The 12,856-nt window shown below is 70.2% G+C and carries 11 protein-coding genes; 7 read left to right on the plus strand and 4 right to left on the minus strand.

Annotated features, from left to right (window positions below):
• Window positions 1-2 precede the first annotated feature (2 nt).
• From ACFWZ4_RS06420 to ACFWZ4_RS06430, 3 genes are read left to right on the plus strand one after another with little or no spacing between them, the layout of a single operon-like run.
• The gene (locus ACFWZ4_RS06420) at window positions 3-764 is read left to right on the plus strand and encodes an SDR family NAD(P)-dependent oxidoreductase (RefSeq protein ID WP_439703900.1); all 762 of its coding nucleotides are present in this window, start codon (window positions 3-5) and stop codon (window positions 762-764) included.
• The gene (locus ACFWZ4_RS06425; protein ID WP_439703901.1) at window positions 761-1,720 is read left to right on the plus strand and encodes an SMP-30/gluconolactonase/LRE family protein; all 960 of its coding nucleotides are present in this window, start codon (window positions 761-763) and stop codon (window positions 1,718-1,720) included. Before ACFWZ4_RS06420 ends, ACFWZ4_RS06425 begins: the two co-directional genes overlap by 4 nt.
• Complete coding sequence (locus tag ACFWZ4_RS06430; RefSeq protein WP_439703902.1) at window positions 1,717-3,108, plus strand: sugar porter family MFS transporter; 1,392 nt, start codon at window positions 1,717-1,719, stop codon at window positions 3,106-3,108. The genes ACFWZ4_RS06425 and ACFWZ4_RS06430 overlap by 4 nt, the downstream gene beginning before the upstream one ends.
• 50 nt (window positions 3,109-3,158) lie before the next feature.
• Here the strand turns inward: ACFWZ4_RS06430 and ACFWZ4_RS06435 are convergent, their stop codons facing one another.
• The 3 genes from ACFWZ4_RS06435 to ACFWZ4_RS06445 all read right to left on the minus strand — a co-directional run bounded on the left by ACFWZ4_RS06435 (window position 3,159) and on the right by ACFWZ4_RS06445 (window position 6,982).
• On the minus strand, window positions 3,159-3,353 hold the full coding sequence (locus ACFWZ4_RS06435) for a hypothetical protein (protein ID WP_439703903.1): 195 nt from the start codon (window positions 3,351-3,353) through the stop codon (window positions 3,159-3,161).
• A gap of 175 nt (window positions 3,354-3,528) precedes the next feature.
• Window positions 3,529-5,613 carry a beta-agarase gene (locus ACFWZ4_RS06440; RefSeq protein WP_439703904.1) on the minus strand — a complete coding sequence of 695 codons (2,085 nt, stop codon included), beginning with the start codon at window positions 5,611-5,613 and terminating at the stop codon, window positions 3,529-3,531.
• Window positions 5,614-5,659: 46 nt separating this feature from the next.
• The gene (locus ACFWZ4_RS06445) at window positions 5,660-6,982 is read right to left on the minus strand and encodes an APC family permease (protein ID WP_439703905.1); all 1,323 of its coding nucleotides are present in this window, start codon (window positions 6,980-6,982) and stop codon (window positions 5,660-5,662) included.
• Between the two features lie 236 nt (window positions 6,983-7,218).
• Between ACFWZ4_RS06445 and ACFWZ4_RS06450 the strand changes: the two genes are divergently transcribed.
• Together ACFWZ4_RS06450 and ACFWZ4_RS06455 are read left to right on the plus strand one after the other, a co-directional pair.
• The gene (locus ACFWZ4_RS06450; protein WP_439703906.1) at window positions 7,219-8,172 is read left to right on the plus strand and encodes a UPF0104 family protein; all 954 of its coding nucleotides are present in this window, start codon (window positions 7,219-7,221) and stop codon (window positions 8,170-8,172) included.
• A gap of 64 nt (window positions 8,173-8,236) precedes the next feature.
• Window positions 8,237-8,869, plus strand: coding sequence for a LysE family translocator (locus ACFWZ4_RS06455; protein ID WP_439703907.1), 633 nt, complete (start codon window positions 8,237-8,239; stop codon window positions 8,867-8,869).
• Between the two features lie 11 nt (window positions 8,870-8,880).
• Here ACFWZ4_RS06455 and ACFWZ4_RS06460 read toward each other — a convergent pair whose 3' ends face one another.
• Window positions 8,881-10,884: a protein-L-isoaspartate(D-aspartate) O-methyltransferase gene (locus tag ACFWZ4_RS06460; protein WP_439703908.1), complete on the minus strand. Its 2,004-nt coding sequence runs from the start codon at window positions 10,882-10,884 to the stop codon at window positions 8,881-8,883.
• A gap of 136 nt (window positions 10,885-11,020) precedes the next feature.
• On the opposite strand from ACFWZ4_RS06460, the gene dinB reads away from it, so the two are divergent.
• Both dinB and ACFWZ4_RS06470 read left to right on the plus strand, forming a co-directional pair.
• Window positions 11,021-12,115 (plus strand): DNA polymerase IV, encoded by a 1,095-nt coding sequence (dinB, locus tag ACFWZ4_RS06465; RefSeq protein ID WP_439703909.1) that lies wholly within the window; start codon window positions 11,021-11,023, stop codon window positions 12,113-12,115.
• Window positions 12,116-12,132: 17 nt separating this feature from the next.
• Entirely contained in the window at window positions 12,133-12,807 is a 675-nt protein-coding gene (locus ACFWZ4_RS06470) for a hypothetical protein (RefSeq protein ID WP_439703910.1), read from the plus strand.
• Window positions 12,808-12,856: the final 49 nt, after the last annotated feature.

Here is a 12,856-nt window from a genome sequence, read left to right on the forward strand (position 1 = left end):
GCATGGCTTTCGCCACCTATCCGAGCCTGATCGACCGCACGGTCTTCGTCAGCGGCGGCGCGACCGGCATCGGCGCGTCCTTCGTCGAGCATTTCGCGCGCCAGGGCAGTCGCGTCGCCTTCATCGACCTCGACCGCGCCCACGGCGAGGCGCTCTGCGAGGCGCTGGCCGACGCCCGCTACCGGCCGCTGTTCCTGCCCTGCGACGTCACTGACCTGGACGCGCTCGGCGCGGCAATCGCGCAGGCGCGCGCCGCGATGGGGCCGATCGGCGTGCTGGTGAACAACGCCGCCAACGACGTGCGGCACGCGTTCGGCGACACCACCGGCGAGGACTTCGACCGCAACGTGGCGGTCAACCTGCGCCACCAGTATTTCGCCACGCAGGCGGTCCGCGAGGACATGCGCCGCCTGGGCGGCGGCTCGGTGATCTGCCTGGGCTCGACCGGCTGGATGAAGAAGAACGCCGGTTACCCGATGTACGCGATGGCCAAGGCCGCGGTGCGCGGGCTGGTCAACGGCCTGGCGCGCGAGCTCGGCCACGACCGCATCCGCATCAACGCGCTGGTGCCGGGCTGGGTGATCACCGAGAAGCAGCGCCGGCTCTGGCTCGACGCCGAAGGCGAAGCCGAGATCGCCCGCGTGCAGTGCCTGCCCGGCTACCTGATGGCCGACGACCTGGCCCGCGCGGCGCTGTTCCTGGCCGCCGACGACAGCCGCATGTGCACCGGGCAGGACTTCATCGTGGACGGCGGCTGGGTATGAACGCGTCCGCCGTGGTCGCGCTCCACGCCGGCAACACGCTCGGCGAAGGCATCGTGTGGTGCGGCCGCGAACAGGCGCTGTACTGGACGGACATCCACGCAGCGACGCTGTGGCGCTTCCGCCCGCGCGATGCGCGTGCCGATCAGTGGCCGATGCCCGAGCGGCTGGCCTGCATCGCGCTGTGCGAAGCCGACGGCTGGCTGCTGCTCGGCCTCGCCTCGCGGCTGGCGTTCTTCCACCCGGCCAGCGGGACGCTCGCGCCGATCACGCCGGTAGAAGCCGGCCTGCCGACGCGCCTCAACGACGGCGCCTGCGACCGCCAGGGACGGTTCGTCTTCGGCACGCTGCACGAACCGCCCGCCGGCGGTGCACGCGAGCCCGTGGGCAGCTTCTGGCGCCTGAATGCGGACCTCTCGCTCGAACGCCTCGACCTGCCCGGCGTGGCGATCAGCAACAGCGTCGCGTTCAGCCCGGACGGACGCACGCTCTACTACTGCGATTCGCCGACGCGCACGATCCAGTGCTGCGATTACGGCGACCGCTGCGGCCCGCCGCGCACCTTCGCGCGCCTGGACGACCCGCGCGGCGAACCGGACGGCTCGGCGGTGGACGCGGCCGGCAACCTCTGGAACGCGCAGTGGGGCCTGGGCCGCGTGGCGTGCTACACCGCCGACGGCCGCCTCGATCACTGCATCGACGTGCCGGCCTCGCAGCCGACCCGCCCGGCCTTCGGCGGACCGGACCTGGCCATGCTCTACGTCACCAGCGCGCGCGACGGCCTGGACGCCGCGACGCTCGCCTCCCAACCGTCCGCTGGCGCGCTGTTCGCAGCCCCGGCAGGAACCATCGGCCTGCCGGAACCGCGTTTTGCCGGCACGCCACCGCGGGTATCGGCCCACTCGATCGACAAGCTGGCCGGCGCTCCCACTCTCGCTTCCGGGGAAGCTCACTCATGAACAGCAACGTCATCGCACCACCCGTCACGCACATCAAGGCGACCGCGGTCTTCACCTGCGTGCTCGCCGCGCTGGCGGGCCTGATGTTCGGCTTGGACATCGGCGTCATCTCCGGCGCGCAGCAGTTCATCCAGCGCGACTTCGGCATCAGCGACCGCGCGCTCGAATGGATCGTGAGCGCGATGATGTTCGGCGCCGCGGTCGGCGCACTGGGGGCCGGCTGGCTGTCGGTGCACCTGGGCCGCAAGCGCTCGCTGATCCTGGGCGCGGTGCTGTTCGTGATCGGCTCGCTGCTGTGCGGCTTGGCCTGGTCGCCGGCCACGCTGATCGCCGCGCGCGTGGTGCTGGGCCTGGCGATCGGCCTGGCCACCTTCGCCGCGCCGCTGTACCTGGCGGAAGTGGCGCCGGAGCACATCCGCGGCGCCATGATCTCGACCTACCAGTTGATGATCACCATCGGCATCCTGGTCGCGTTCCTCTCCGATACCGCCTTCAGCTACACCGGTTCGTGGCGCTGGATGCTCGGCGTGATCGCGATCCCCGGCTTCCTCTTTTTGCTCGGCGTCCTGCTGCTGCCGGACAGCCCGCGCTGGCTGATGATGCGCGGCCGCCGCGAGGAGGCCATCGGCGTGCTGAACCGCCTGCGTGGCGACGCGGCCATCGTCGAGCGCGAGGCGGCCGACATCGAGGAACAGCTCAAGACTCCCCAGCGCGGCTGGCACCTGTTCCTGGAGAACCGCAATTTCCGCCGCTCGGTCGGCCTGGGCGTGCTGTTGCAGCTGATGCAGCAGTTCACCGGCATGAACGTGGTGATGTACTACGCGCCGCGCATCTTCCAGACGATGGGCTACGACACGGCCGCGCAGATGTGGTTCACCGCGCTGGTGGGCCTGACCAACGTGCTGGCGACCTTCATTGCCATCGCGCTGATCGACCGGGTGGGCCGCAAGCCGATCCTGTATGCCGGCTTCGCGGTGATGGCGATCGGCCTGGGCGTGGTCGGCACGATGATGCACGGCGGCATCGCCACCCATGCGGCGCAGATCTTCACCGTGGCGATGCTGCTGGTGTTCATCGTCGGCTTCGCGATGTCCGCCGGCCCGCTGGTGTGGACGCTTTGCTCGGAGATCCAGCCGCTCAAGGGCCGCGACTTCGGCATCGGCTGCTCCACGATCACCAACTGGGTCTGCAACATGATCGTGGGCTTCACCTTCCTGAGCCTGCTCAACGGCATCGGCAACGCGGCCACGTTCTGGCTCTACGCCGCGCTCAACGTCGTGTTCCTCGTGCTCACCGTATGGCTGGTGCCCGAGACCAAGGGCGTCACGCTCGAGCAGATCGAGCGCAACCTGATGCAGGGCAAGCGCCTGCGCGAGATCGGCCGCTAGCGGACGAGAAAGGCCGGCGGGGTGGTTGGCCCATCCCGCCGGCGCCCGCATCAATGCTGGGGCTTGTACCAGGCCAGCACGTCGCGGGCCTGTCCGAGGTCCAGTGGCGGGCATTGCCCGATTTCGCCACCGGAAAGGATCGACTGCGCACGCATGCAGATCCGCGTTTCTTCCGGATCCACGGGCGCCGACAGCCGACCCCATTTGGGTTCGTTGCGGGGGATGATCGCGAGTACGGCGTTCATGGCTGGTCTCCTCCTTGCAGGCCCATGCCAACCCACGGAGCGGCAAGCTCCGTGACGGCGCCCGACGCCCGTCGAGGCCGCTTTGGCCGGCTCAGTATCGACCGGTGCCGTGAAGCGGCCGGCAAGCTTCCGTGGCCCGCGAGCTCACCCGTGAAGGCGGGGGCCGGGCATCGCGCTAGGGAGATTTCCGCGCATCGGCATTTGCGCTTTGCACCGCCTTCACGAAGGCGCCGAACGGGATGTCGGTGATGCCGACCAGGCCGAAGTGCGCGTTTTCGCCATCGAGCAGGCGGCCGGTCACCGGCTGATCGGCGTACTGGAACCAGTGCGCACCCACGATCGCCGGATCGGCCACGGCCGCGGCCAGGAAGCGGGCGTAGGCCTCGCCACGCTGGGCTTCGTTCCACACCGGCACCGGGCCCGCAGCGAACGGGCCGCGGTCGGTCGAGCCGAACGAGAACTCGCTGACCAGCACCGGCTTGTCGAGACGGTGCAATGCGGCCAGGTCCATGCCGTGCTGCGGCAGGTCGGCGTAGACATTGATGCTGATCACGTCGCACCACTGCGCACAGGCAGCCACCGCCTCGGGCGTACGCACGGCGAAGCGGCCGCCGAGGAACAGGTGGTGCGGGTCGTGCCGGCGCAATGCCTGCGCCACCGTGCGGAAGTAGCGGTCGGCGTAGGTTCGCAGCCAGGCGCTGTAGTCCTCGGCGATGGCCGGATGCGCCTCGTCCGGCACGGGCGCTTCGAAGCCGGCCGGTTCCAGCGCTTCCCAGCGCGTCACGCCGATGCCCCAGGCGACTCCCAGGCGCAGGGCGTCGCCGTACTTGCGCTCGAGCATGGCGAGGAACGCCTGCTTGGCCGGGCTGCGCGGTTCGCCGCGCAGCGTGCCGATGGCCAGTGCCCAGCGGCCCTGTGGCCCGGGCGCGGCCCAGGCCAGTTCGTTGTCGGCGAAGTAGCCGAGCAGCCACGGATCGTCGCGCACGCCGTTGGTCGCCGCGGCCGCCGCGCGTTCGGCGGCCGCTTCGAAACGCGGATCGAACGGATCGGGCATGCGGCCCCACCAGTCGTAGCCGGTGGCGACGTTGGCGTAGTCGCCGGCGATGTTGATCGAGCGGGTGTAGGCCAGGCCGTGCCCGCGCGCGATAGCTTCGTCGCTCCAGTTGCCCAGCGTGTTGAAGCCCCAGGCGCCCAGCCGCTGCCGCGTGCGCTGCCGCCAGGCCTCGCGCCAGCGGGCGCCGTCCACGCGATAGAGGTTGGCCGCGTAGAAATCGAACCAGCGACCGTGGTTGTACGCCAGGCCGCTGGCCGCGCCGGTGTCACGGCGGCTGTCGCCCTGTCCGTAGAAACCACGCCATGGGCCTGTAGCCGGCGGCAGGCTCGCGAACATCCACTCGCGACCTTGCACGTAACTGCGCCCGCCATCGGCCACCACCGCGTTCACGCCTAGGGAGAAGAACGGGCGGCCATCCGGTGCCACCAGTTGCCAGCGGCCACGGAGCTTCTGCGCGTGGAACCAGCCAGTGGTTTGTGTCGGGCCCTCCGGCCGTCCATCGCGTCGGTCACCGGCCGTGCGGCCCAGCTGGGCACGTTCGCGCTCATGCGCGCTGCGCAGCGCGGCATCGCCGTCGACCTTCTCCGGCCACTGTCCACGCGTGTACTGGCCGTAACGATCGACGATCCCGGCATAGGCGTCGCGCAGCGTGTCGCCCGCACCCGTGCCCGGCGTGCCGACAAGCAGGACCTGCGCGGCCTGCGGCGCGGGAATGGAGAGCTGCACGGCGCGTATGGCTTCGAGCGCCGACGCGCCCTCCACCGTGGTGGCCAGCACGACGCGCTGGCCACCGAGCTCCACCGGCATCGGCGGTCCGGCCTGCATGCCGAAGGCGCGCGGCGCGGTCGCGTGCAGGGGGACAACGAGGGTCTGCGGCGGACCGGCGGGCAGGCCCACCGTCGCCTTGAGGTGGGCGCCGGTCGTGCCTTCGACGTCGATCGACAGAGTGACCGCCCAGGGCATCGCGTTCTGCACGCGCACGCGCAGCTCGCCCTCGCCAAGCCACGGGCGCGCCGGGCTGAAACGCACGTTCGGCTGCGCGGACGGCTCGAAGGTGTACCGGCGCATCATCTCGCCGGCGACCTGCTCCTCCGCGCCGGCCCGGACATGGGCCAGGCCAACCTGCAAACCGGTCGCGCCGGCGGGAGTCTCCGCCCTGCATGCAATCGACAGGATCAGGCAGACCAGTGCAGCGCTCGTCCTCATGGCAGCCAGTGTCGCTCACCGCTCCGCAAGGGACGTGTATGAGCGCTCAAGCCCCGCTGCGTTCCAGCCAGCGCCAGCCGTAATACGCGGGAATGCCGCAGGCGATGATGACCAGGCTCATGCCGGCATCGCCCGGGTTGTGGATCGCCGTGGCGCCGATCACGCACAGCACGGTCACCACGAAGATCATCGGCAGCCACGGATAGAACGGCACGCGGTAGGGCGAGGGCTCGGTGAGGTAACGGCGATACCAGAACAGGGTGGCGATGCTGCAGGCGTGCGCCAGCCACTCGCCGACGGTGGTGTAGTCCAGCAGCTGGTTGAAGCTGCCGGACACCGCCAGCACGATCGCCCATGCGCCCAGCGTGGCCAGCGCCACCTGCGGCGCGCGGCTCTGCGGCTCGATCCGACCCACGGCGGAGAAGAACATGCCGTCGGCGCCCATCGTCTGCAACACGCGCGCGCCGCCGGCGATGGCGATGTTGCAGTAGCCGAAGGTGGAACAGGCGATGCCCAGCGCCATCAGCGTGGCGCCGCGGTCGCCGAGCAGCCGGCGCAACAGGTCGGCGGCCGGCGCGGTGCTGAACGCCAGACCTGCGTGACCCAGGCCGGCCAGGTAGGCGAAATTGGCCAGCACGTAGGCGATCATCACCCCGGCCATGCCCAGCCCCAGCGCGATCGGCAGCGTGCGTTGCGGGTTGCGCACTTCGCCGGCCAGGTCGTTGAGGTAGTGGAATCCGCCATAGGTGAACAGCACCGGCAGCAGCGCCCCGAACAGCGCCCCCGCCGGCACGTCCCGCCCGGGATCGGCGGCCAGTGTCACGCCCAGGTGGCCGTCGGCCAGCACCACGCCGGCCACGACCAGCAGCGCGATGGCGGCGAGCTTGAGCACGGTGAAAATGTTCTGCACCCAGGCGCCGGCGCGGATGCCGAACAGGTTCACGCCGACGATGAAGGCGATCGCGCCGGCGGCCACGGGTTTGATGTAGAGCAGCGACAGGCCAAGCGCCGCGCAGAAGTACTGCGCGAAAATCGTCGCCACCGCGGCGACGCTGCCGGGGTAGTTGATCAACGCCATCGTCCAGCCGAACAGGAACGCGGGCAGCTGGCCGAACGCCTCGCGCAGGTAGATGTAGCTGCCGCCTGCCTGCGGCCGCCGTGCGCCGAGCTCGGCGTAGCTCAGCACGCCGGTCAGGGTGAGCAGGCCGCCGACCACCCACAGCGCCAGCAATTCCCAGCCCGAGCCGGTGCGCTGGGCCAGCGTGGCCGGGGTGCTGAAGATGCCGGCGCCGATCACGCCGCCGATGACGATCATCGCCGCGTCCCAGGTGCCCAGGCGGCGCAGGTAGGTATTCGATTCGGTGCTCATGCGTGGAGAAGGCATCGTCGGCGGCGGAAGCCGCAACGATAGCGTGAGTTGGCGGTGGGGTTCAGCCACTGGCGCACGATGCCTCCCCGTTCCCGTGGGACGCACCTCGCGAGGCGCGCCCACCCCGGTCGCGCACAGGTGCGCTCCTACAAGGCAGGGGGCGGAACCCGCTACCCTTGGCGGCATGACGATCCCGCACTCGCGGCCCCTTGCGCATGCGCCGTAAGGTCGGGCCGATGTCCGCACCCTCCCCTCTTGCCGATTCCGGTGCGCGCCGCTGGCTGCGCGGGTTGTCGTGGGTCGCATCAGCCTTGTTGCTCGCCCTGGCGGCATGGCTGTTGCACCGTTACCTGGGCGCGATGCGCTGGCGCGACGTGGCGATGGCGCTGGCGCAACTGCCGCGCGCGCACGTGGCCGGCGCCGTGGCTGCGACGGCGATCAGCTTCGCCATGCTGGCCACGTTCGACGTGCTGGCCGCGCGTCGGGTGGCGCCGGCCCGCGCATCGACCGGGCTGGCAGCCTTCGCGGGCTTTGCGGCGCACGCGTTGTCCAACACGCTGGGCTTCCACGCCGTGACCGGCGGCGCGGTGCGCTACCGCATCTACGCCACCGCGGGACTGGGCGCGGGCGACATCGCGCGCGTGGTGGCGCTGGCGACGCTGGGCGTGGGGCTCGGTTATGCGGTGCTGGGCGCGGCCGGCCTGCTGATGGAACCGGCGATCGCCGTCGGCTGGGGGCGCACCGCGGGCGTGGTGATCGTGCTGCTGCTGGCCGGCCTGGCGGGGTGGCTCGGGCGGCCACGCAGCTTGCGCGTGGGCCGCTGGACGATCGCCTTGCCGGGTTCGGGCGCCGCGCTGCTGCAGATGCTGATCGGCGGCGTGGAGATGAGCGCCGCGATCGGCGCGATGTACCTGCTGCTGCCGCCGGAAATCGCGCCGCCGTTTGCCGATTTCGTGCCGGTCTACCTGGCCGCGTTGCTGGCCGGCATCGTCAGCCACGCCCCCGGTGGCCTGGGCGTGTTCGAAGCGATCCTGCTCGGCGCCTTCCCTGCCCAGGCGCGCGCGGACGTGCTGGCCGGCCTGCTCTGCTACCGGCTGGTCTACAACCTGCTGCCGTTCGTCGTGGCGGCGCTGTCGCTGGGCGCGTTCGAGGCGCGCCGGCGCGGCGCGCCTTCGACACCGCAGGCATGACCGCGGCACATGCCGTGCGTCGGGCCCGACCGTATCCTTCGCGCTTTCGCCGCGGAGCCGCGCCATGCCGGATGCCAGCCACCTGCTCGCCTTCGCCGTGATCGCGCTGGGCCTGGTGCTCACGCCGGGGCCGAACATGATCTACCTGATCTCGCGCTCGATCTGCCAGGGCCGTGCGGCGGGGCTGGTGTCGCTGGCGGGCGTGGGCCTGGGCTTCATTGCTTACATGCTGTGCGCGGCCTTCGGCATCACCGCGCTGGTGTTCGCGGTGCCCTACGCCTATGACGCGCTGCGCATCGGCGGGGCCGTGTACCTGTTGTACCTGGCCTGGCAGGCGCTCCGGCCCGGCGGCCGCTCGCCGTTCCAGCTGCGCGCGCTGACGCCCGCCAGCCCGCGCCGCCTGTTCGCGATGGGCCTGCTCACCAACCTGCTCAACCCGAAAGCGGCGATGCTCTATCTCTCGCTGCTGCCGCAGTTCGTCGTGCCCGGCCGTGGCAGCGTCCTTGCGCAGTCGGTGGCGCTCGGCTTCACGCAGATCGCCATCAGCCTCACGGTCAACGCACTGATCGTGCTGGCGGCCGGTTCGATCGCCGCGTTCCTGGGCGGACGCCCGCTATGGCAGGCGCTGCAACGCTGGCTGATGGGCACGGTGCTGGCGACCCTGGCGGTGCGCATGCTGGCGCAGGGGCGCCGCTAGGCGCGCAACGTTCAGAGGCCGAACGGCCAGGTGTCGGCGGCGCCGCTGCGCGGCTCCTCGCCCAGCGGTTCGACTGCGTGGGTTTCGTCGAACCAGGTATAGCCGTCGAACTGGCGGGGCATCGAGCATTCCACGTAGTGGCTCCAGCGCTCGGTGTCCGGTCGGTAGATCACGCCGATGAAGCGCTCCAGGCGCCCGGTGGCCAGGCGTCCGCACAGTTCGCGGTTCGCGCCCTCGCGCAGGTCGAGCAGGCAGCGCGGCCGTCCGGCATCGTGGAACAGGCGCTCGTAGCTGTCGTTGCGCGAGGGCAGCACGTCCATCACCTTCATCGGTTCATCCCAGTCGTCCGCCGCGGCGACCGTGCCGGTATGCGTGCCGAAGCCGAGCAGCACCGCATCGCCGCCGAAGCGCTGGCGGCAAAGCTGCCCGAGGTTGAGTTCCTCGCGCACCTGGCCCATCTCGGTGTGGCGCGCGTCGCCGATGTGCGAGTTGTGCGCCCACACCACCGCCTTCGACCGAGGTCCGGCGGCGGCGAGCAGGTTTTCCAGCGTCTCGAACATGTGGCTGTCGCGCAGGTTCCACGATTCGGCCGAGCCGTAGTACATCGCGCGGTAGTAGGCCTCGGCGTTGCTGACCAGGCGCGCGTTCTGCGCCGCGTCGAGGAAGCGCTCGCCGTCGGCCCGGGCGTATTCCATGCGCCGCGAGAGCAGCTCGCGCAGCATCTGTACGACCGCCTTTTCGCAGAACGCGTAACCTGCGTTGAGGGCCATGCGGCCGTACTGCGCCGGCTCCTTGCTCCAGGGCATCAGGCAACCGTAGCGGTGGCGTGCGATCTTCGCGGTTTCCGGATCGACCTTGTCCAGGTAATCGATCACCGCGCGGATCGAGCTGTCCAGGCTGTACAGGTCCAGGCCGTAGAAGCCGGCCTGCCTGGCGGCCGGCTTGTCGCGGTTGTAGTCGCGCAGCCAGTCGATGAAGCGGGCGACGTCGCGGTTGCGCCACATCCACGTCGGGAAGCGCTGGAAGATCGGCTCTTCATGCGTGGCGGCGCGGCCACGCACGTAGCGGTCCAGCACCGCCGCATCGGGCCAGTCGCCCTCCACCGCCACGATGGTGAAGCCGTGCGCCTCGATCAGCCGGCGGGTGATCGCCGCGCGGGCGCGGTAGAACTCGCTGGTGCCATGGCTGGCCTCGCCAAGGAGCACGACACGCGCGTCGCCGTAGCGGTCGTAGAGCCGTCCGAACGCCGGGTCGTCCAGCTCGGGCAGCGCCTCGGCCGCGGCGCGGATCATGGCCGGCAAGGTGCCGCCATCGCCCGGCACGCGCACGGCGACCGGTTCCATCCGCGTCGGCGACGTGGCCTCCTGCTCGCTCCAGCCATAACTGCCCACCAGCGGTACGAAGCGCACTTCGTCCAGCGGTTCCTCCTCGAAGCGGTCCTGCGCCAGGCGGGTGACTTTTACCAGCCGCTGCCGGTTGAGCGTCTCGCCGACCGGCATCACCAACCGTCCGCCGATCGCCAGTTGCCGGCGCAGCACGTCCGGCACCGCCGGGCCGCCCGCCGCGGCGATGATGGCGTCGAATGGCGCCGCGTCCGGCCAGCCGCCACTGCCGTCGCCTACGCGCAACCGGATGTTGCGGTAACCGAGCCTGTCGAAGCGCTGTTGCGCGAGGTCGGCAAGCTCGGCGTGGCGTTCGATCGCGTGCACGCAGGCGGCCAACGCCCCCATCACCGCCGCTGCGTAGCCCGAGCCCGCACCGATCTCCAGCACGCGGTCGCCCTCGTGCAGCTCGGCCGCCTGCAACATGCGCGCGACGATGAACGGCTGCGAGATGGTCTGTCCGGCCTCGATCGGCAACGGCGAGTCTTCGTACGCGAACTCGTGCATGCCTCCGGCGACGAAGGCCTCCCGCGGTATCGTGCCCATCGCTTCGAGCACGCGCGCATCCGTGATGCCGCGCCCGGCCAGCTGGCGCTCGACCATGCGCTGGCGTTGCTCGGCGAAATCGGTCATGGCGAGTCTCCCGGAGGCGACCGCAGGGTAGTCCCGGCGCAATCAATCGCATGTCAAACCCCGCGCACCGGGGCCGATTGCCGCGCGCGTGCGCCGGTCGCCTAGAATCGCCACCAAGGCATCCCCGGTTTCGATCGTGTCCCCCACCCCGCGCAAGATCCTGCATATCGACATGGACGCGTTCTACGCGTCGGTGGAGCAGCGCGACGACCCTTCGTTGCGCGGCAGGCCCGTGGTGGTGGCGTGGCGTGGGGCGCGCTCGGTGGTGTGCGCGGCCAGTTACGAGGCGCGGGTGTTCGGCGTGCGTTCGGCGATGCCGGCGGTACGGGCGGAACGGCTGTGCCCGCAGGCGATCTTCGTGCCGCCGGATTTCACACGCTACAAGGCCGTGTCGCGGCAAGTGCGGACGATCTTCGCGCGGCACACCGAACTGATCGAACCGCTGTCGCTGGACGAGGCCTATCTGGACGTGACGTCCAGCAGGAACGGCCTGGCGTCGGCCACGGCGACGGCCGAGGCGATCCGCGCGGCGATCCGCGAGGAAACCAACCTGACCGCCTCGGCCGGCGTGGCGCCGAACAAGTTCCTGGCCAAGATCGCCTCGGACTGGCGCAAGCCCGACGGATTGTTCGTGATCCGTCCGCACCAGGTCGAGGCCTTCCTGGCGCCGCTCGCCGTCGGACGCCTGCCCGGGGTGGGCAAGGTGATGGAGGGCAAGCTCGCCGCGATGGGTGTGGCCACCGCCGCCGATCTGCGCCGGCTGGGCGAGGTGGAGCTGGAGCAGCGCTTCGGCCGCTGGGGTCGTCGGCTGCACCAGCTTTCCTGGGGTATCGACGAGCATCCGGTGCAGCCGGACCGCCTGACCCTGCAGGTGTCCGCGGAGGACACCTTCGAACAGGACCTCACGCTGGACGAACTCGAACCGCACATCCGCCGCCTGGCCGAGAAGACCTGGGCCGGGCACCAGCGCGAGGAAGGCCGCATCGCGCGCACGATCGTGCTCAAGCTCAAGACCGCCGACTTCCGCACGCTGACCCGCAGCGTCTCGCCCGCCACCCTGCCCGGCACCGCGCACGAGCTGGCCGAGCTCGCCTGCGCGCTGCGCGCTCGGGTCGAGCACCCTGCCGGCACCCGTTACCGGCTGGTCGGCGTGGGACTGGCTGGCTTCGTCGATCGCGACCACTTTGCCGCGCAGCGGGACTTGTTCGAAACTGCCGCGCCGCGCGACTGACCCCACAAGGACAACCGATGCACCTGGAACTGCCCAAGGCCCGCCTGGAGTCGCTGAAGGACTTCCTCAAGCATTACCTGATGATCGTGCTGAGTATCCTCACCGCGCTGGGGCTGGAGGCGTGGATCGAGCATACGCACCATGCGCACGCGGCCGAGACGGCACGCGCGCAGATCGAAGCGGAGATTCGCGCCAACCTGGCGGAAGTAACGTCGTCGCTCGCCCAGGATGAGCGGCAAGCCAGGGCACTGGCCAAGATCCGCAATGCGCTCGTCGAGGACTTCAAGGCAAGTGCGCCGGACGATGCCGTAGCCAGGCACGTGCAATCGCTGGTCGCGCTGGAAGGTTTCAACCTCAATCTGCGCTGGCCCAGCCTGCGTCAGGAAGCCTGGGACGTGGCCGTAGCCAACCAGTCGGTCAGCTGGATCGACGACGACCACATGCACCGCTATGCGGCGGCCTATGCCGGGCAACGGGACATGGTCACGACACTGAGCGCGAACCTGGCGCTGGTGATGAACGGTCCGCGCATGGTTGATGCGATGACCGACATGCGCATCGGCAACGTGCAACCGCGTGAGTTCCTGCACGTGATCGGACAGATGACCTTGATGCTGGACCAGGCCAAGAACAATCTGGGCACCTTGCAGGATCGCTTGCAGGCTGCGTTGGCCGAGACAAAGGCCCCCTAGGCTCCCCTGCCGGTCCACTCCGCTTTCGAAGCAGCGATGGGTGCGGCGC

The sequence above is a fragment of the Frateuria sp. GZRe12 genome (genome assembly GCF_051900535.1).
Classification (GTDB): Bacteria; Pseudomonadota; Gammaproteobacteria; order Xanthomonadales; family Rhodanobacteraceae; genus Frateuria_A.

Excerpts from the sequence above, each read along its gene's own strand:
- ACFWZ4_RS06420 (WP_439703900.1), top strand. The coding sequence starts at position 3 with ATGGCTTTCGCCACCTATCCGAGCCTGATCGACCGCACGGTCTTCGTC.
- ACFWZ4_RS06425 (WP_439703901.1), top strand. The coding sequence starts at position 761 with ATGAACGCGTCCGCCGTGGTCGCGCTCCACGCCGGCAACACGCTCGGC.
- ACFWZ4_RS06430 (WP_439703902.1), top strand. The coding sequence starts at position 1,717 with ATGAACAGCAACGTCATCGCACCACCCGTCACGCACATCAAGGCGACC.
- ACFWZ4_RS06435 (WP_439703903.1), bottom strand. The coding sequence starts at position 3,353 with ATGAACGCCGTACTCGCGATCATCCCCCGCAACGAACCCAAATGGGGT.
- ACFWZ4_RS06440 (WP_439703904.1), bottom strand. The coding sequence starts at position 5,613 with ATGAGGACGAGCGCTGCACTGGTCTGCCTGATCCTGTCGATTGCATGC.
- ACFWZ4_RS06445 (WP_439703905.1), bottom strand. The coding sequence starts at position 6,982 with ATGAGCACCGAATCGAATACCTACCTGCGCCGCCTGGGCACCTGGGAC.
- ACFWZ4_RS06450 (WP_439703906.1), top strand. The coding sequence starts at position 7,219 with ATGTCCGCACCCTCCCCTCTTGCCGATTCCGGTGCGCGCCGCTGGCTG.
- ACFWZ4_RS06455 (WP_439703907.1), top strand. The coding sequence starts at position 8,237 with ATGCCGGATGCCAGCCACCTGCTCGCCTTCGCCGTGATCGCGCTGGGC.
- ACFWZ4_RS06460 (WP_439703908.1), bottom strand. The coding sequence starts at position 10,884 with ATGACCGATTTCGCCGAGCAACGCCAGCGCATGGTCGAGCGCCAGCTG.
- ACFWZ4_RS06470 (WP_439703910.1), top strand. The coding sequence starts at position 12,133 with ATGCACCTGGAACTGCCCAAGGCCCGCCTGGAGTCGCTGAAGGACTTC.